This is a genomic window from Vibrio chagasii (genome assembly GCF_024347355.1).
Taxonomy (GTDB): domain Bacteria; phylum Pseudomonadota; class Gammaproteobacteria; order Enterobacterales; family Vibrionaceae; genus Vibrio; species Vibrio chagasii.
Map to the genome: position 1 here is coordinate 1434041 of NZ_AP025466.1, position 18316 is coordinate 1452356.

Sequence of the window (18316 nt, forward strand, 5' to 3'; positions counted from 1 at the left end):
ATATATTTGAAGTAGATCTCACTTATGCTGAATAATTAGATCTTCGTGCTGTCTACTCCTCCTAGATTAAGTGATCTACCTCTTTAAAACGCCATTCTGTATATTTTCTACTCCCCTCTAGTCCCCCTTAATTTAGTTGGGGGTGGAGGAAGTCAAACTTGTCATCCCCTCTTAATATTGACCCCGTTGAAACGAATCAGGGGAAACCCTAAACCTCTCTATCTTACGACTACCATAACTGCCTTTGGTTGCCGCAAGAGAGCAAAAATATAAAAACCTAAAATAAATCGTCCTTAATGGAGTTAAGAATGAAAAAAGTAAGTTTGATTGCTGCTGCAGTGGCGACTACGCTAGCTGCTGGCTCTGCGTTCGCTGTTGACTTTAATGGTTACATGCGTGCTGGTACTGGTATCAGCGGCAACGGTAATGGTGATGTATCAGTTAACAAAAACGGTATTGGTCGTCTAGGTAACGAAAATGACAACTACTCTGAGTTTGGCCTAGCTGAAGAACTAAAAACTGGTGAGCAAACGTGGCGCGTTGAGTCAATGATTGCTTCTGGTGCACCAGGCGCAAATGGTTGGGAAGATTCTGATTTTAACGTGGCTCAGTTTGCAGTTAAAGCGAAAGGCGTTCTATCTTTCGACCAAGAAGCGACTCTTTGGGCTGGTAAAACATACTACCAACGTAAAGATATCCACATCACTGACTTCTATTTCCTAAACACATCTGGTACTGGTGGTGGTGTTGAAAACATTTCAATCGGTGACCAAAAGCTATCTGTTGCACTAATCCAAGATGGCGCGACTGACGATTCAACTGGTTACATCTTTGATGCTCGTCTAGCGAACATCGGCCTATGGCAAGATGCATCTCTAGAATTAGCACTAGCGTACAACTTCGCAACTGATTCAGATAACGCGAGCGAGTCTGCTGACGACGGCCTACTAGCTTCTGCAATTTTACACCAAGGAACGAGCAACGGCTTCCACCAGACAGTACTTCAGTACGGTACTAACGGTTACGGCGTACAAGCTGCAAACTTCTGGGGTTCTGGTTCTTACTACGCACGTGGTACTGAAGCATTTAACGAAGCATCCGGTTTCCGTCTAATTAACTGGGGTGTAATGAACCTTGGCGAATCTTGGGAAATGGGTCACCAACTAGCTTACCTAGCGGGTAGCGATATCGGTGGTGCAGATAAAGATGGTAACTACACAAACAAAACTTTCGACATCGATCAGTACTCTGCTGTAGTTCGTCCAATGTACAAGTGGAATGACACAATGCGCACAGTATTTGAAGCTGGCTACAACGCTGGTGAGCGCATCGCTGACGGTGGTCTAGCAACTGAAGATTTCGGTAACGCTAAATTCACAGTAGCTCAAGCTTGGGCTATGGGTGACAGCTTCTGGGCTCGTCCTGAAATCCGCGTTTACGGTTCTTACATCCTAGATACTGAAAACAAAGAAGCATTCAACGGCGACGATACAGAATATGTGTTCGGTATCCAAGCTGAAGCTTGGTGGTAAACACTTAGCGTAACCAATCCTAAACTGTCCTAATTCATAGCCGGCTCGCGTCGGCTATTTTTTTAAGGAATGTACGATTAAGTGGATCGTTCCCTAGGTGAATAGTTTTCTTTGTGGTAATTAAAGTTAGTAAATTTCTTAAAAAAATAACAAGAAGGAAGAGTTATGTATTTTAAAGCTCTAATGTTGAGTGGCTGTGTTGCGTTGGCCGGTTGTCAATCTGCACAAGTTGTAGAGCAGGTGCAAGTGGCACAAGCTGAACAAGTTAACTCTCTTGCTGGTCTTCAATTTGCCCCGATGAAGCTGCCAAGCTCGGCAATTTTCGATGTAACACCAGACAGCCAAATTTTGAACTATCAGGGTATAAATAGCCCTGTAGTCGCGATCGAGCTACCGGCGGATCGCGGTGAATACTCTATTAAGATTACAAGCATGATCGGCGACACTGCATTTGTCCCTAATGCGGTTATCTATGATAAGAACGGTCGTGAGTTAGAGCGCTATGGTAAAGATAGCTTCGAATACGCGAAACCAAGATTACATTTGGGTAATCGACTTGTTGCTGAAAACGATTTCTACCCGCCGACCACATCTCAGTCGGTTTACTTAGTTATCTATAGCGAGCAAGAAGATCTTGATGGTTTCACTGATGTCATTCACCCAGCTCGTTTGGACGCGGAAGGCCGTGGTAACTACCTACCAGAAGTTGAAGATATTCCAGTTCCAAACTCGAACGTTGGCAAAATAGAAGTAGCGATTGATCGAGTTGGTTTCTTCTCATTCGGTTCAAGCAGTGAATCAAATGCTAAGCCAGCAGCCGCGAAGGTTGAGGCGATTCAGCCAGAGACACAAACTTACTACCACAATGCAATCAAAGCCGCTGTCGAAGCAGACAATATTCCAAAAGCTTTGGGTCTATTAGACGAAGCGAAAGCACTAGGCATTGAAGGCGCACAAGAAGTCTTTGTAAAAGCAGTTAATAAAAAGTAGCTGATACAATTACAAAGTCTGATTTAAGAGAAGGGACCCTAATAGGGTCCTTTTTTATTGCTAGCGATAAATGAAATACTTTAATTAGTTAAATATTTGAGATTCGAAGACGCGAGCTTATAGATATTCACTAACGCTCTAGCTGATTAACGTAGGTCAATGTCATTTGGATCCGTGATTACTATTAAGTAGGCGTTGGCCTAGACAGCGTCTCTCATTTCTCTATTTCATGTACTTGATTCAAGAAAGCTTATCCTGGGTACAGGAACTGCAACCGAAAGTGAATAAAAAGAAGCCTTCATATTCACCAAGTGCCAACAAGGTTCCTCAATCACTAAAGGTTGAATGTTACTTATGTGTGTTAGGAGAAGGCTTTCTTAGGTTGGCGTTTATTGGGTACAAAAAAGGGAGACTGACGTCTCCCAAAGGCTAGCTTTCGCTTGTTTTATTATCTGTTACTTGAACCTCAGCTTGGAGCTTAATTCTTAGTGACAGATACCACAGCTTTGTCTACATTGTCGTCAAGCTCGTGAATCGCATTCAAAGTGAAGGTGTAGCTGCCCGCTTCCGTTACGCTCAATTGGCAATTGCCACCTGTGCCAATATCGATTGACCCGCTTGTAAGCTCTACAGAATCGCAACCAAAGTTAGGTGTTTCCCAATCAGCATCCGCAAACTTGAAGCCATAGCTACCCGCTTCTAAGTTGCCTGTTACAGAATAAACCCCATTAGCAACAAAGCTCATCGCCCAATCATCAACAGGGTTCCAACCATTCATATCACCACGCACGTACACGGTAGTTTGACCGTACGGAGGAATGCTAGATACATCCTTGTCTGAGTTATCAACCGGCAAACCAGCGCCTTGTGCACCGTTTTGTGCTTGTACAAACACAGCGGTGGTTAGTGCTGGAACAGTGAATGATTCATTAGCAAAGCTTGCGCCTTTCACTATGTCATCCGCTGAGTTTTGTTGAACCTCGTGAAGCGCAAAGCCTGTCGCTCCTGAGATTTTGAACGATTGAGATTCATTGGTTGAGTTTACAATCGCGACAATCGCATCGTTCGCTGGATCGAGGTCTGAACCTGCGAATACACCATCATCGATAGACATCACGATTAGGCCTTCGACTTGGTCTTCGCCAACGTTACGGAAATCGACTCGCTTCATGACTTCGTCAGCTGTATCTAAGCGGAACAGTTCACTTGAGCTGCGGATTTTTAATAACTCTAAGAACTGTTGTTTAGTGAGTTCAATGTCGTCTGCGTCTGGTTTCGCCGTTGGGTCAGCAATGATGGTTTTGATCAGATCCCAGTTCGCACCATCTTTGTCTTCACGAGGTAAGCCAACATTCCAGTTACTGTCAGAACCGTCGAAGAACACGCGGTTGTACCAATCACCAGAGTCATAAGAATCGCGCTGCATAGATTTCGAGCGCAGCAGTTCCGAACCCATGTGGATGAAAGGTATACCTTGACCCAACATCACGGTAGAGAGTGATACAGACTGCATTCGAGCACGATCTGCAGAGCTAGTACCAGTGGCGATCTTGTAAGCGTTGTTGTCCCAAAGTGTTTGGTTATCGTGTTTTGAAACATAAGAGATGTTCTCTGAAGGCATCTTGGTGTAACCGGCAGGTGCGCCATTGTAGTCGACGTTTTTACCCAGTTTGGTATCGCCTTTGTAATCAATCAACACGTATTCTGCGAGGTTACCTGCCATGCCTAAGCGAACAAGATCTTGGTTGTGCAAACGACCATTGATTGAGTCTTGATCTGTCTTGGTTTCTTCATTGGCAATCGCAGCATTACCGAAGCCTTGATTAAAGCGAAGCGGGTGGTTCCCTTCTGAGTCAACACCGCCATCGAATGGGCTACCGCCACGTACAGCGTCACGCAGTCGATCCGAGAATGTGCCGATCTCAGTGCCCGCCATGTTGATTTGGTTCGCTTGATCGAAGCGTGCATTATCGGCTACTTCGCCAAAATCCCAACCCTCACCGTAGAACAGGGTATTCGGGTCGATTTTGCGCACTTCTTCCAGCGCTTCGACCATCACGTCTTTTGGCTGGTGGCCCATTAAGTCAAAACGGAAACCATCCACTTTGTAGTCGTCAGCCCACACCTTGAGTGAGTCGACCATCAATTTACCCATCATTAGGTTTTCAGTCGCAGTATTGTCACAACAAGTCGAGTTTTCTACGCCACCTGTGTTGACGTTAAGACGGTGGTAGTACCCAGGGACAATCTTATCTAGTACCGACTTATCATTCACTCCAGATGCGTTGGTGTGGTTGTACACCACGTCCATGATCAGCTTGAGATCCATGTCGTGCGTGGCCTTAACCATTTGACGGAATTCTAGAATACGCTTTGATCCGTTTGGATCCGTTGCGTAGCTTCCTTCAGGAACCGTGTAATGGAATGGGTCGTAACCCCAGTTAAAGCTGTCGAGCATTCGTAAGTCGTTCATTAACGCTTGTGCATCGCCCGTTGAAGGGTCATAGCCGTCGAGTACGTCTTCGATAACTCTGTTTTCATCTTCATTACCACATAAGGCAGCGGCAGGTTTTACATCACACAGTTTCCCAACGGTATCGGTAATATCGACGCGGCTTGCTTCATCTTCATCAACGGTGGCGATATCAAATGCTGGCAAGATATGCAAAGTCGTCAGACCGGCATCTTTCAGCGCTTGAAGATGTTTGACTGATTCACGATCCGCTTCCGTAAGCGCAAGGTATTTTCCATTTAGGCTCGCTGTGCCGAGTTTGTCGCTGAAGCTAAAGTCACGCAGGTGAGATTCGTAAAGTACATGATCTTCGTCTTTCTTTACGGTTGGTCGTTCGTAGTCGTCCCAGTTCGCAGGCTTCAAGGTTGAATCATTCAGGTCAATCACTTGAGAGTATGCAGAGTTCTTCGACAAGCTGAGAGAGTAAGGGTCTGTCACAAGGCGATTTTCTATTTTGCCAGTGGTTGGGTGGTAAACCTTCACTTGGTAGCGGTAGTACATGTTGACGGCGTTAGACACCGATTCTGTTGCCCAGATGCCTGTCTCAGTACTTTCCGTCATTGGGATGACTTGTGAACTTTTTAGATCTTCACTGTATAAGACTAGCTCAACATCTTGGGCTGTAGGTGCCCATAGTTTAAAGGTAGCTGCGCTGCCGTCGATAATAGCACCGAGTTCTTCACTCATTGCATTACCGGCATCCTCACTAGCAAATACCGCGTCAAGCACGCCTGGTTTCTGAATCTCGGTCGAAGAGATAACATCGCCATTGGCATTGTAGGCTACAACAATGATCTGAGATTTCAAAATGGTGCGCAGTGTTGTGTCATCAACGTCAATCGCGACTGCTGGTAAACTTGCTAGGTGGCGGAAACGTTCTTTTAATTCAGAGGATAGCTCGCCATCTTTGCTCAGTTCAATTGCAGTGCCACCGACAATCTCTTTGTCATCATTCATTGAGATGCTGTTATCCAATGCATAGAAGAGTTTTAAAGAGTCTGCATTGCTGGCCGCTTCCCAACCTATGGTCGTAGCATCAAGCCAATGTGCTTTTTGACCATCAATATTCACTGGTCGTTCTGAAATAGGCTCGTAGTACAATTCGCTGCTGCCATGGAAACCAAACACACCTTGAGATTCACCGAGTTTATCTAGCTCAACTTTTGAGTTCGCGCTGCCAAAGGCTTTTTCATCACCATTGTGTAAGATGAAGTTCATACATTTGTGCGGGTCAGCGGCATCGGGATCCACTTTCAATACATAGTAGGCGCCGTAGGTATCGCTAATGCCGTCGTATTCGTAAGGGCTGTTCCAATCGCTTCCTGTCTCACTCAACCCCATGCCGACTAAATCGGTACTGGTACAGCCTTCGCCATTCCACAGGTGCAGTCCCCAGCCGTCATAAGTCGACCCAGAAGTGCTCGCTGCGGCAACATCACGTTTGTAGTAGATAACCACTTCGTTTTCTGCTGCAGGGTATAGACCACTGCTGCCAGTGTCAGTACCGTTGTCGCTGTTATTATCACTGCCACAACCTGCGATTAAAGTAGCGGTGAAAAGAGGTAAAATCGCTTTGGTTAAGGTTGATTTCTTGAAGCTTCTTTTCTTTGTATTGTTAAAGGTATTTCGTAGAGTTAAACATTGATTAATATTTATATTGTTCACGTTTCGATATCCATATTTCACTTTTTATGAAGATGAATATCCTAGTCTTAACGGTGGTCAACTATTTGTGATGTCTATATGTAAAGTTATTTTTAATAAGTAAAAATAAGAAACCTAGTGTCAATATCACGATTTGTACTTGGTTTATGTGGATTTACTTGGACCAAGAACTCATTTGTTTAATATCAATAGGATAGGGCGTAGTAACTAGGCGTAGAGAATAAGGATGATAGCTCATCCTTATAAATGTGAGGAAGGTATCGAAATGTTTGGGTGTTAATTTAACTTGGGAATTAAGTTATTTATCAATTAGCCTTTGTTCTCTTTCTAAATAATATCGACAAGGGTGTTAATTATTTAATGGTAATACCCAAACCAAGGATGCCAGCGGTTTTAATTCAATATTGAAACAGCCAACTCCTTCCTCCACACATAATTCTTGTGTCTGAATAGATTCGATATGTTCATTAAGTAAGTAACCACCATCCGCAATTTTGATTGCTTGGATTACATCACGTGGAATAACCAAGCAAACACGTTCTGTCGTGTGTTGGCTGAAATTCGCAGCAACTATTGTTAGCTCTTGGTCGTCATAGCGTAGAAAAGCGTAAACCGAACCACTCAAATTATTGCTTTGGTGTAAGTCTTGGTAATGTCCTGTCATTGAAGAGTGCTCGAGCGAAAAGTTCATCACCTTCTGATAAAAGTGACGCAGTTGCTTTTCGTTATCGTTTAATAGCCCGCCATCGAATGCGCCGTGGTTCATCCATTTTTGATGCTGTGGGACACCGACGTAATCGAAGATGGATGTACGCGAGGGTTGTCCAAAGCCTGCGTTCTCCGCGCCTGGTTCGCCGACGTCTTGTCCGAAGTAAATCATCGTTGGTGAACTGCTCAATAAGGCGCTGACGAGCATTGCAGGTTTTGCGATATTGGGGTCACCTACAAATTCAGGAGACGCGATGCGCTGTTCATCATGGTTATCCAAGAAGTGCAGCATGTGGTGTTCTATGTCCATCATTTGATGCTGAATCTCGGGAATAATGGCTGTTGAAGATTTGCCCTGCATAACGGCTTTGAGTCCATCATATAGGTCCACTTTATCGTATAGATAGTCCATTTTGCCTAAGTGAATGTAGTCGCGGTATAAGTCTGGTTGATAAACTTCTGCCATTAGAAAGGCATCGGGGTTTTGCATCTTGATGGATGAGTTGAGATAGCTCCAAAACTCGACCGGTACCATTTCAGCCATATCGTAACGAAACCCATCGATAGATTTCCAGAAATTGAAGTGATCTCGGTAATCACGTTGAGCATAGTCGCTCGGCAACTCAGGAAAGTCCTTTGAACCGTCAGGGCGTACGCCGTAATTGATCTTCACGGTTTCATACCAATCGTCGAAATTGGGTTTCGCTAGGCGTGAGCCATTACCAGTCCATTTAGCGGGTATTTCGACAAATGGAGAGCTTAGGGCTAGGTGTTGTTCACCACCAAGAGGGTAAAATTGGGCTCGATATTTGGCAGTTCAAAGGCGCTGTTAGGGATGTAATAGAAGTTATTGTTTCTGTGGTATTCGAGTGTAGTGTCATCGTGAGCACCAAAATCACTGACGCCCTCAGGATTGTTTAACCCTTTGTAATGACGTGCAACATGATTAGGGACGATATCGATGATCACCTTTAAGCCGTGGTCGTGGCTTCTTTTAATTAGCGCCTTAAACTCCTCCAGTCGGTGCTCGGGATTATCAGCGAGATCAGGGTTTACCGAGTAGTAAGCTTTGACAGCGTAAGGAGAGCCCGCACGGCCTTTTACTACGCTTGGGTGATCGTCTGAAATACCAATGTGTTTGTAGTCATTGATTAACGCGTGGTGAGGAACTCCGGTATACCAAATGTGAGTCATTCCAAGCTTGCGAATTTCAGACAGCGCTTTGTCTGTAAAATCACTGAATTTACCAACGCCATTTTGTTCAATGGTGCCCCACGGGACATGTTGGGTGTTTTTATTGCCAAATAAACGCGTAAAAACTTGGTAGATGGCGTACTTTTGGTTGTACATATTTATAATTCCTTTAACTTCCATCATGTTATGTAGGGATGAAAGGGCTTGTTTATTTTTTGCAGGCTAACCGAATTACAATACGCCTTACTCATCCTTATCAAAATCTACAGGGCGTAATTGCCACAGTATGTGAGCTGTTACCCAAAAGGAGTTGATGTTGTCTTCATCTATTCAAATCGCGATCACTTATTTGGTTCTGGTGGCGGTGTCTGTGTTGTTTGCGGAAAGCTCAAAAGTGCTATTGGCGTGGTATTTAGTTATCGGTGTCGTGACGTTTTTTGTGTACGCGAAAGACAAGCGAGCCGCGATTAATGGTAATTGGCGCGTGCCAGAGAAAACTCTGCACATCTTTTCGGTAGCTGGTGGTTGGTTAGGGGCTTTGATCGCACAAGATAAGCTACGTCATAAAACACAAAAACAGCCGTTCAGAGCTATTTATTGGTTAACAGTGTTTATCAATGTAGCGGCGTTTGTCTGGACGTTAACGCCGGTCGGGCAGGCAATGTTTGGTCGTTGGCTTGGTGAGCTGGTGGGTTACTTTTAACGAGAATAACGGTTAGCAGCAGAGTACTAACCGTTAAAATATAGAAGTTATTCGATTAGAGCATCGGAATGGTCGACGCTAACAGCAAGCCCGCCATACCATAGTTGAAGCTTTTGATGCGGACTGGCGTTGTTAGCCAATGTTGTAGCTGCTTGCCTGCTGCTGTCCAGAAGGTTACCGATGGCAGGTTAGCTAACGTGAAAATGGCTGCGATGATTGCAAGCTCCCACCATGAACTGCCACTGCTATAGACAGAAATGGCTGTCAGTGCCATTGACCAACCTTTCGGGTTAACCCATTGAAAACTTGCCGCGCCAATGAAGGTCATCGGTTTATAAGCTTCGGTGCTTTTCGCTTTTCCACTCTTGGCTATTTTAATTGCGAGGTACACCAAGTACGCAAGGCTCAGGTATTTCAATACTTGGTGAGTCACCGGATAGGCGTTGAAAATACCCATTAACCCAAAGCCAACCAGCAGCAACATAGCCGCAAAACCTAGAGCAATACCAAGCATGTGTGGAATGGTGCGGGCAAAGCCAACATTGGCACCAGAAGTCATGAGCATGATGTTATTTGGACCCGGCGTGAAGGTCGAGACAAACGCAAACAAGGCAAGTGCGCTAAGTTGTTCTAAAGGCATAATGGTTCTCCAGCAATAAAATGAACGAAGTGACTGACCGGTCATGACTTTCACGTGTTGAGAAACATAGTAGGTGGAAAGTGAGGCAATTATGTGCTTTTATTTCCTCTATTATCACTGAATGCACAATAATAAGTACTTATGGATAGATTTGACGAAAGGATATTGCAAGAGCTTAAGTTGGACGGCAGAATCTCCAACATTGAGCTCTCAGAGCGAATTGGCTTGTCGGCCTCAGCAACGTTAAGGCGTGTACAAGATCTTGAGCGCAAAGGCATCATTCAAGGTTATCGTGCGGTTCTAGATAACGGCTTAATGGGCGTGGGTTTTATCGCCTACGTTTCAATCGGTTTATCAAGCCACAAAAAATCTGCTCAATTGGAGTTTGAAGAGCACGTTGCTATGGAGAAAGAGGTGGTCGAGTGTCACAACATCACCGGAGCCAATGAGTACTTGTTGCGAGTCGAGACTAAAGACTTGCCGAGCTATAAGAAGTTTCATGCCGATGTGCTAGGGGAGTGCGCTCAGGTTCAATCCATCACAACCATGGTGGTGATGGACACCCCTAAAGATGAACGTTAATCGAGCTTAATATTAGGAGCGGCACAGTGCCCAATACCAATCAGTTGTTATTGTTCTTAGATGTGGTTCAACAAGGGTCGTTTACCAAAGCGGCAACCTTACACGACATGGACAATTCCTCCCTCTCTAAACAGATCAAAAAGCTTGAGCAAGACTTAGGTGTTCAGCTGCTCAACCGTTCTACTCGCTCGTTTTCTTTGACGTCGGCGGGTGAAGATATTCTTGCGCAAACCTATGTGCTGAAAGACACCATCAATCAGATCCAAGGCATTGCTGATTCGTATCAGTCTGAGCCAAAAGGTGTGCTACGAATTACGTCACCGATCTATTTTGGTCAGCAATACCTGCAACCTATCATCACGCAGTTCATGAGAAAGTACCCAGATGTTCAGATCGTACTTTCACTAGACGATAAGATCGCCAATATTATTGCAGGGCAATTTGATATTGCGTTCCGCTTTAGCAAGCTGGTGGAATCGAATTTGATTGCGAAGAAGATAGCTGACAGTAACTTCATGCTGGTCGCCTCGAATGACTTTGTGAAGCAACATGGTGAGCCGAAAACGCCACAAGATTTGTTGTCTCTGCCTGCGGTGATTTATACCAATGGTGATATGACCGTTGATCATCTGCGAATCAGTGAAGAGCCGCATGGCAACACTTTCCAGAGCCTGACGATTCGTGGTAACTACAAGGTGAGTGATGTTCGTACTATGGTGTCTTGTGTGAAAGATGGCTTAGGTTATGGCTTCCTTGATCAATCAAATCTGTACGCCTCCATGAAAGAGTTGGGCTTAGTGACACTGCTTCCTGATTACACCATCTCAACAGCGGATACTGCTATATACGCCGTCTACCCACACCGCAAGCAGACCAAATTAGTGAAAGAATTCATCACTTCAGTGCAAGATTATATTGGGTCGCCAACGATTTGGGAGAAGATGCAGCAAGATTAACGGTTTCTCTGCCATATCAAATCAAAAAAGAAGCTAGAACGTTACACGAACTGGCTTCTTTTTACTTTTCTAGCGTTCACTAATTTACAATGTAAAGTTCAGATATAGCTAGCGTGAGCGGCTTTTTCTCACAAAGAGTGCCCCTTGGTTGAAGTTAGTGATTGTGAATCACTTCTTTACCACTTTGGTAAGATTTTGTACCCAGTACGTGGCCTTCAATTTCTACTTCTTGATCGACGATCAGTGCCCGCTTCATAGATCTTGATATTTCACGTGCGAGTGACGTTGTCACACTCAGTGTGGCAACGTCACCGCTGCTTTCAGGTACAGGTCTTTAACCACCGGTTTCTGGTGAGCGGTTGAGTCTTACTTGATGAAAGGCAAGCTCGAGAGAACATCCTTATTGAAGCAAGATCACACGATTTGTGGGTTGCGTACGGATTAGTCTTTGCAGACTTCTTATCGTTATGTATTCCTGAGATACTGAATCAAGTTTAAGGCGGAGCGTGTAGGGACTGCGCCTCTTGTCACCATCAGGGCAATAGCCCCAGAAATTAACTACTCAATATAGTCTGCTTGTGGCCGATATAGGGTAGAACGAAACCGAATTAGGTTAAACATTTTATGAGTACAATGGGAATCGCAATTGGTGCGACTGCTCTTTCGTTAATACTTGTTGCCGTGTGGCTGATTTCTTTATCACTGAGAAAACAGCGCTTGGAACAAGAACGTAAAGCGCGTGCTGTCGCTTACCGAAAGGCGATTGAAAAAGCACGTATCCAAGAGCAAAAAGAGCGCCACTTTAAAGCAGAAACCGGGCATGTCCCGTCGATTCTATTTTTGGCGAAAGAAGCAGAGCGTAACAATATCAAGGAAGCGTTATATTGGTACGATAAAGCGGCGCATTTGGATAACGTCAACGGCATGTACGGCATTGTTCGCTTGAGCATGAAGCGCAAAGAAGACCTGATCTTAAGAGAACAAGCTAACTTTTGGCAGCTTGCGATCGCAGCCTTAGACAACGACATGTCGGCGAAATTTGAGATGGGTAAAGCGCTAGTTCATGGCCGTGGAACCGTAAAGAACATTCCTAAGGGTTACACCTATATTGAGGAATCTGCCGCTGGTGGTAATACCGAAGCGATGCTGTTCATGGGTGACTGGTGCCTAGACAAAGAAAACCCAGACTACTCTGCAGAAAGCTCTGTTGATTGGTATCGCAAAGCGGCTGAGAAAAACAGCCTAGACGGTAAGATTAAACTGGGTATGAGTTACTTAAATGGTGTCGGCGTAGAACCAAACCATGGTGAGGCCGTGTACTGGTTTGAAACTGCAGCAGAAAAGAACAGTGCAGAGGCGATGTTTAGAGCTGGTGAGGCGTGGATAGACCATGGTGACAACGGTAATGCGATTGCTTATATCTGGCTATTCCTATCTGCTCACTTTGGCTATTCAGAAGCTAAGCAGCAGCGAGACAAAGTAGGTGGTGAGCTGGGTGTCGATGCGGTTGTGGGTTTACAAGCGCTGACTAAACCGATCATGACGAAACTTACCCAACAAGCAATTACTAAGCATTCAATAATCAAAGCGCTTAATAAGCTCTACAAACGCAATATACCGATTCCAAAGAAAGTGAAAGAAGCGTCTGATGAAGAGGGTGAGTCATTAAATGTAGAGGCTAGCCATCTAGAAACGTCGCTATCGAATACAGAGCAAGCACCAGTAGAGAAGCAAGCCAATCAGACTAGTGACCCTCTAGATTTTAGTCAGTCTAATTGGAGCAGAAGCTAGTTAGTGGTGTTCACTGGATTATCCATGGGACATGTTATCCATCGTGATAAGTTAATACAGCTTGAGTGGATATAATGAAATTCAGACAACAAAAAAGGGAAGCCGATGCTTCCCTTTTTCTTTATATAGCTTTGGCTTACGAGCGAATAAAGGCTAATTAAGCTTTGTTCTGCTCAGCTTTACATACTGCAGCTGTGAACACTACGTCTGTCGAGCTGTTAAGCGCAGTTTCAGCAGAGTCTTGAATCACACCGATGATGAAACCTACCGCTACCACTTGCATCGCAACATCGTTCGAAATACCGAATAGACCACATGCTAGAGGGATAAGCAGCAGTGAGCCACCCGCAACACCAGATGCACCACATGCAGATACCGCAGCAACAAGGCTTAGTAGGATAGCAGTGAAGATATCAATCTCAATACCCATAGTGTGTACAGCAGCCAGCGTTAACACAGTGATAGTGATTGCAGCGCCAGCCATGTTGATGGTTGCACCTAGTGGGATAGATACAGAGTAAGTGTCTTCGTCTAGGTTTAGTTTCTTACAAAGGTTCATGTTTACTGGGATGTTCGCAGCACTTGAACGAGTGAAGAATGCAGTTACACCTGATTCACGAATACATTGGAATACTAGAGGGTATGGGTTCTGCTTTGTTTTAACGAAAACAAGCAGTGGGTTAACCACTAGAGCAATGATTAGCATTGAACCTAGTAGTACCGCTAGAAGTTGACCGTAGCTTGCTAGCGCCTCAAAACCAGTGGTTGCGAAAGTCGCTGAAACGAGACCGAAGATACCAAATGGCGCTAGGCGAATGATGAAGCGAACAATGTGTGAAACACTGTGGCTTAGATCTTCGAAAACCGCTTTTGTTGTTGCAGATGCGTGGTGCAGAGCAAGACCAAGACCGATAGCCCAAGCAAGAATACCGATGTAGTTTGCGTTCATTAGCGCGCTTACTGGGTTGTCTACAAGTTTAAATAGAAGCGTGTGAAGAACTTCACCGATACCTTGAGGAGGAGTAGCACCTTCTGCGCCAGCAACTAGCGTCAAAGTGGTTGGGAACATGAAGCTCAGTACTACTGCTGTTAGTGCTGCAGAGAAGGTACCAATCAAGTAAAGCACGATAATTGGACGCATATGAGTATGCTGACCTTTCTTTTGGTTTGCGATAGAAGCTGCAACAAGAATGAATACTAAAATTGGGGCAACAGCTTTCAGAGCGCCAACAAACAGACTACCTAAAAGGCCTGCGTCTTGAGCTGCTGAAGGAGAAACCATGGCGAGAACGACACCGAAAACAATACCAGCAAGGATCTGTAGGACAAGATTCCCACGAGCGATGCGGGCGAGCATGTTGTGATTTTGCATAAAATACCTGCAATTGTTAATTTATTATAGTGATGTATCTTTTATAAAGTTGTACCGAATCCGACTATACACTAGTGGAATGGGCGGTCATATTAGCTGGATCGTAGCGGGTGTCTAGGAATAGTTTACTTTTAGTGTGATTGTTTGCACTACGTGGTGTTTTTAGAGCTAAATGTTAAATAAATGTATTTTGATTGAGCTATAAATCTGCAAATTCATATTTGATGGAGCTAATATACTGTAAATTAGAGGGTGTAAATGGCGATTGGTGAGAACATTGTGTGCGTAAATAGTCGCTTCCCCATCACGTTGAAAAAAAGCCCCTTGCGATAAACATCATGGGGCTTGAAGTTTTCAGTTAAACGATGAGCTATGAACTTAGCTCGCGGCCATGCGTCAACTGTTTAAGCAGAGCCTTTCTTAATGTTGCGGCTTTCTGACTGTACGTTTCGGTACATTTTGGACAGCTGCTTATTGTTAGCGCGTTGCTCTGCTAGAGAAGCGCCGTTTCTTGCTTGTTCTCTCAGTAGCTTTTGATAGTTAGTAAATCGTCTTTCAGACAGTTCACCACTCTCAATAGCAGCCCTTATCTTGCATCCCGGCTCTGATTCATGATGACAATCAGAGAAGCGGCAGTGCATTGCTAACTCTTCTACGTCTGAAAAGGTTTCACTTACGCCTTCAGCGCAGTCTGCAAGTTGTAGCTCTCGCATTCCAGGAGTGTCGAGTAGCAAGCCACCTGACTCGAGCAAGTGGAGCGATCGTGATGTCGTTGTATGACGTCCTTTACTGTCGTCTTCACGAATACCACCAGTTGCCTGCGATGCTTCACCTAGCAATGAGTTAACCAAAGTTGACTTACCCACACCAGAAGAGCCCATTAGCGCGACGGTCTTGCCGGTTTTACACCAAGGTGAAAGTACTTGGGTTGAGTCTTGATCTAGGCTGTTGACCGCTTCGATCATGAGCATCGGGTCTAAGCTTTGTACCTGTCGTACTTTGTCTTCCCAGTCGTCACACAAGTCTTTCTTAGTTAGGACGATAACCGCTTCAACTTGGGCTTCATTGGCAAGTGCTAGATAGCGTTCAATGCGACTCAGATTAAAGTCGTTGTTCAATGAAACCACGATAAACACTGTGTCGATATTGGCTGAAATATATTGTTCAGCAACACGACTGCCCGCAGCTTTTCGGCTAAAGAGCGATTGGCGTTCGAGTAAGCGATCGAATTGCAGTTCAGAGTTCAATATTACCCAATCGCCAACGGTCATTGCGGGTTGGTTGTGATGAATGGGTAAAGTGATTTCGCCCTGCTCAGACGCCAATGTGTAGCCAATGCGATGGTGCGCGGTGATACGTGCTATTACTGAATGGTCGTAATCTTCAAGTGTTAGTTGTTGTTGAAATACAGGTTGCCATCCAAGTTGTTGAAGTGATATTGGATGAGAAAGTGTAGTTTGTGAATTCATGTCTATTTACCCAGACGTGCGAGCTTTCTTATGGGAGCATTTACTTCTTGTGAGATCTCTTATCGTTGGTGAGACCAGAAGCGTTACAAGCTCAAAAAGCGTCGTGACGTCAAAAATGCGTTAGAGTTTGGTTCGAATTCAAATAGATAGGACCCCGGATTGATTCATGCGTAGTGAGCATGCTTTGATCAGGTGTAAACCGGGTAAAAGTGTGCGGTAGCCAGCTGGTGGTTTAATGTTGGTAGTTCGAGATTAAAGTTGGTTTAACCAAACAAAATTAACGCATGACTTTTATTGCCAGTTTTAGTGTTTTTATTACAATCATCTTCTATTCTCCTTGGTTATTAATGTGGTCACGCTTTGCACAGAAAGCGAGCAAATTTTAACAAAAAGCCACGATGGCGAGAAGTCATCGTGGCTTGTTTTGTCTAATTTTTTACCGATATGTGTTGCGACTCTTAATAAGCCTCATGAGCATCAGTTTCTACAATTAGTGGTGATCGTGATTCATCTTTTTCATGCCACTCATCACTTTCTTAATAGGTGCTTCGAAAGTTTGTGTTTCGCCATTCGCGAAAGTCAGTGTCATTTCGATCTGCTCACCTTCTTTTAGACCATTTTTAAGGTCGAATAACATAATGTGCAGGCTGCCAGGCTTAAGTACGGCTTCACCATTAGCAGGGATTGTGATCTGTTGAACCTGACGCATTTTCATCACGTCACCTTCAACGATAACATCATGAAGCTCTACCTTACCTGCAGCTGGTGTTGTCGCAGAAACGATAGCGCGATCTTTGTCACTATGGTTCATTAGGGTCGTAAATACTGCGCTGTTCACCGCTGTTGGCGGTGTCGCACGAGCGTACGCGTCATGTACCATGATGTCGCTTTTTGCGTGAGCAAGAGGAGTGAGCAATAAGCCTGCTAGAGCAAGTGCTTTTAACTTCATGTTGTTGTCCTTATTGTTTTATGTGTTGGTCTGGGACCTGACTTTACGTTTCGAACTCTATTGGTTGAGTTCTTTATTTTTGTACACGCTGTTTCTAGAGCTTCTAGAGCTTCTAGAGCTTCTAGAGCTTCTAGAGTTTCTTAGCACTCTAACGCGTCAATGTGTTGATCGCTTCAACAATTGGTGCAGGCGTCAACGTGTGCGGTACTTTAGTAATCAAGGTACCGTTGGGCTTTAAAAAGTAGAAATATGAGCTGTGGTCAAGTGTGTATCCTAGCTCTGAATCTTCAAGCTGTGTCTTTCTGAAAATAACACCGTATTTATGCGCCAGATTCGTGGTTACATCCAATGGACCACTCATCCCTTCAATCATTGGGTTGAAGTACTGCGCGTATTTATATGACGCTTCCGCGGCATCGCGCTCTGGATCGAGAGAAACAAACATCGGGCGAATCTTGGCTTTCGATTCATCAGAGATTTGGTTGAGGGCTCCAGCTAGCATCGCTAGTGACGTTGGGCAAACGTCAGGACAGCGTGTGAAGCCAAAGTAAACGATACGAATTCTGTCATCGGTTTCGTCAAAGAGTTTTATTGGTTGGTTGTCTTTTCCAAAAAGCGTTGTTTCGGAGAATTGTTGTTTTTCAACGTGTTGCTCTTGAGCCTCTGTTTGACCATCGAGATAGCTTTTTACTCCAAAGCCAAGTACAAACGCTACAACCAGCGCTAGCGACCAATTCTTACTCATCTTGTCATCCTTATTGCAGGTTTTACGGTTTCAACACCATCGGTGAGCTCACCAAGCCAAGTCATGTGATCCATGGTACACACGGGCAAAATGACATCACCTTCATAGATGTTGTTACCAGTATTTTTTAATTGGAAACGTGCTGAGCCCATTTCCATCTCTAAACCGGTCAGCGATAGCATCAAGGTTTCCGAGGCCGCGCCTTCCCACACCACTTTGATTTTTGTTGGGACTAGAGGTTGAGCTGTTTCATGCTCAAGGGTCATAGCAACGCTGTCTTGCTCACACGATGTTGTTGAAAGCATGCAGTAGTCATCTAAGTTGACGTCAGGAGAGTGGCTCTCTACTACCGATTTAAATTGCTCGACTGCCTGTGGTCCATAAAAGCCAGCGACCAGCGCAATACCGAGCGCAGCAACCTTTAATGCTGGGTGCATGTCGTGTTCTCATTTGATTTTATAAGAACGGCGATGGTATCACACCACTCAATACGTGCTTGTATCAAAAA

The 18316-nt window shown here is 44.6% G+C and carries 13 protein-coding genes and 1 pseudogene; 6 read left to right on the top strand and 8 right to left on the bottom strand.

What is annotated here, in order from left to right; translation table 11 throughout:
• Positions 1 to 308: 308 nt before the first annotated feature.
• Together lamB and OCV52_RS22200 are read left to right on the top strand one after the other, a co-directional pair.
• Positions 309 to 1532, top strand: a complete 1224-nt coding sequence (gene lamB / locus OCV52_RS22195) for a maltoporin LamB (RefSeq protein ID WP_061032119.1) — start codon at positions 309 to 311, stop codon at positions 1530 to 1532.
• Between the two features lie 165 nt (positions 1533 to 1697).
• On the top strand, positions 1698 to 2522 hold the full coding sequence (locus OCV52_RS22200; RefSeq protein ID WP_137406199.1) for a MalM family protein: 825 nt from the start codon (positions 1698 to 1700) through the stop codon (positions 2520 to 2522).
• A gap of 478 nt (positions 2523 to 3000) precedes the next feature.
• On the opposite strand, the gene pulA is transcribed toward OCV52_RS22200, so the two are convergent.
• Both pulA and OCV52_RS22210 read right to left on the bottom strand, forming a co-directional pair.
• Positions 3001 to 6699 (bottom strand): pullulanase-type alpha-1,6-glucosidase, encoded by a 3699-nt coding sequence (gene pulA, locus OCV52_RS22205; RefSeq protein ID WP_137406200.1) that lies wholly within the window; start codon positions 6697 to 6699, stop codon positions 3001 to 3003.
• Positions 6700 to 7048: 349 nt separating this feature from the next.
• A pseudogene (locus OCV52_RS22210) lies at positions 7049 to 8757 on the bottom strand (alpha-amylase family protein).
• 157 nt (positions 8758 to 8914) lie between these two features.
• On the opposite strand from OCV52_RS22210, the gene OCV52_RS22215 reads away from it, so the two are divergent.
• Positions 8915 to 9304, top strand: a complete 390-nt coding sequence (locus OCV52_RS22215) for a DUF1294 domain-containing protein (RefSeq protein ID WP_102423292.1) — start codon at positions 8915 to 8917, stop codon at positions 9302 to 9304.
• Positions 9305 to 9359: 55 nt separating this feature from the next.
• On the opposite strand, the gene OCV52_RS22220 is transcribed toward OCV52_RS22215, so the two are convergent.
• Positions 9360 to 9944, bottom strand: coding sequence for a LysE family translocator (locus tag OCV52_RS22220; protein WP_086714841.1), 585 nt, complete (start codon positions 9942 to 9944; stop codon positions 9360 to 9362).
• A gap of 141 nt (positions 9945 to 10085) precedes the next feature.
• On the opposite strand from OCV52_RS22220, the gene OCV52_RS22225 reads away from it, so the two are divergent.
• The 3 genes from OCV52_RS22225 to OCV52_RS22235 all read left to right on the top strand — a co-directional run bounded on the left by OCV52_RS22225 (position 10086) and on the right by OCV52_RS22235 (position 13273).
• Entirely contained in the window at positions 10086 to 10526 is a 441-nt protein-coding gene (locus OCV52_RS22225; protein ID WP_137406201.1) for an Lrp/AsnC family transcriptional regulator, read from the top strand.
• Between the two features lie 26 nt (positions 10527 to 10552).
• Positions 10553 to 11482 carry a LysR family transcriptional regulator gene (locus OCV52_RS22230; RefSeq protein WP_137406202.1) on the top strand — a complete coding sequence of 310 codons (930 nt, stop codon included), beginning with the start codon at positions 10553 to 10555 and terminating at the stop codon, positions 11480 to 11482.
• A gap of 624 nt (positions 11483 to 12106) precedes the next feature.
• Positions 12107 to 13273 (top strand): tetratricopeptide repeat protein, encoded by a 1167-nt coding sequence (locus tag OCV52_RS22235; protein ID WP_137406203.1) that lies wholly within the window; start codon positions 12107 to 12109, stop codon positions 13271 to 13273.
• A gap of 157 nt (positions 13274 to 13430) precedes the next feature.
• Here the strand turns inward: OCV52_RS22235 and sstT are convergent, their stop codons facing one another.
• The 5 genes from sstT to OCV52_RS22260 all read right to left on the bottom strand — a co-directional run bounded on the left by sstT (position 13431) and on the right by OCV52_RS22260 (position 18245).
• The gene (gene sstT / locus OCV52_RS22240; RefSeq protein WP_004740432.1) at positions 13431 to 14645 is read right to left on the bottom strand and encodes a serine/threonine transporter SstT; all 1215 of its coding nucleotides are present in this window, start codon (positions 14643 to 14645) and stop codon (positions 13431 to 13433) included.
• A 404-nt stretch (positions 14646 to 15049) separates the two neighbouring features.
• On the bottom strand, positions 15050 to 16114 hold the full coding sequence (gene rsgA / locus OCV52_RS22245) for a ribosome small subunit-dependent GTPase A (RefSeq protein ID WP_137406204.1): 1065 nt from the start codon (positions 16112 to 16114) through the stop codon (positions 15050 to 15052).
• A 490-nt stretch (positions 16115 to 16604) separates the two neighbouring features.
• Entirely contained in the window at positions 16605 to 17063 is a 459-nt protein-coding gene (locus OCV52_RS22250) for a copper chaperone PCu(A)C (protein WP_063525377.1), read from the bottom strand.
• Between the two features lie 148 nt (positions 17064 to 17211).
• Positions 17212 to 17808, bottom strand: coding sequence for an SCO family protein (locus OCV52_RS22255; RefSeq protein ID WP_137406205.1), 597 nt, complete (start codon positions 17806 to 17808; stop codon positions 17212 to 17214).
• Positions 17805 to 18245 carry a hypothetical protein gene (locus tag OCV52_RS22260; RefSeq protein ID WP_008215856.1) on the bottom strand — a complete coding sequence of 147 codons (441 nt, stop codon included), beginning with the start codon at positions 18243 to 18245 and terminating at the stop codon, positions 17805 to 17807. The genes OCV52_RS22255 and OCV52_RS22260 overlap by 4 nt, the downstream gene beginning before the upstream one ends.
• Between the last annotated feature and the right edge of the window lie 71 nt (positions 18246 to 18316).

What these genes read in the sequence shown, in the direction of transcription:
- OCV52_RS22250 (WP_063525377.1), bottom strand. Translation starts at nt 17,063, where the DNA reads ATGAAGTTAAAAGCACTTGCTCTAGCAGGCTTATTGCTCACTCCTCTT.
- OCV52_RS22260 (WP_008215856.1), bottom strand. Translation starts at nt 18,245, where the DNA reads ATGCACCCAGCATTAAAGGTTGCTGCGCTCGGTATTGCGCTGGTCGCT.
- OCV52_RS22235 (WP_137406203.1), top strand. Translation starts at nt 12,107, where the DNA reads ATGAGTACAATGGGAATCGCAATTGGTGCGACTGCTCTTTCGTTAATA.
- OCV52_RS22225 (WP_137406201.1), top strand. Translation starts at nt 10,086, where the DNA reads ATGGATAGATTTGACGAAAGGATATTGCAAGAGCTTAAGTTGGACGGC.
- OCV52_RS22255 (WP_137406205.1), bottom strand. Translation starts at nt 17,808, where the DNA reads ATGAGTAAGAATTGGTCGCTAGCGCTGGTTGTAGCGTTTGTACTTGGC.
- OCV52_RS22220 (WP_086714841.1), bottom strand. Translation starts at nt 9,944, where the DNA reads ATGCCTTTAGAACAACTTAGCGCACTTGCCTTGTTTGCGTTTGTCTCG.
- OCV52_RS22200 (WP_137406199.1), top strand. Translation starts at nt 1,698, where the DNA reads ATGTATTTTAAAGCTCTAATGTTGAGTGGCTGTGTTGCGTTGGCCGGT.
- lamB (WP_061032119.1), top strand. Translation starts at nt 309, where the DNA reads ATGAAAAAAGTAAGTTTGATTGCTGCTGCAGTGGCGACTACGCTAGCT.
- rsgA (WP_137406204.1), bottom strand. Translation starts at nt 16,114, where the DNA reads ATGAATTCACAAACTACACTTTCTCATCCAATATCACTTCAACAACTT.
- sstT (WP_004740432.1), bottom strand. Translation starts at nt 14,645, where the DNA reads ATGCAAAATCACAACATGCTCGCCCGCATCGCTCGTGGGAATCTTGTC.
- OCV52_RS22215 (WP_102423292.1), top strand. Translation starts at nt 8,915, where the DNA reads ATGTTGTCTTCATCTATTCAAATCGCGATCACTTATTTGGTTCTGGTG.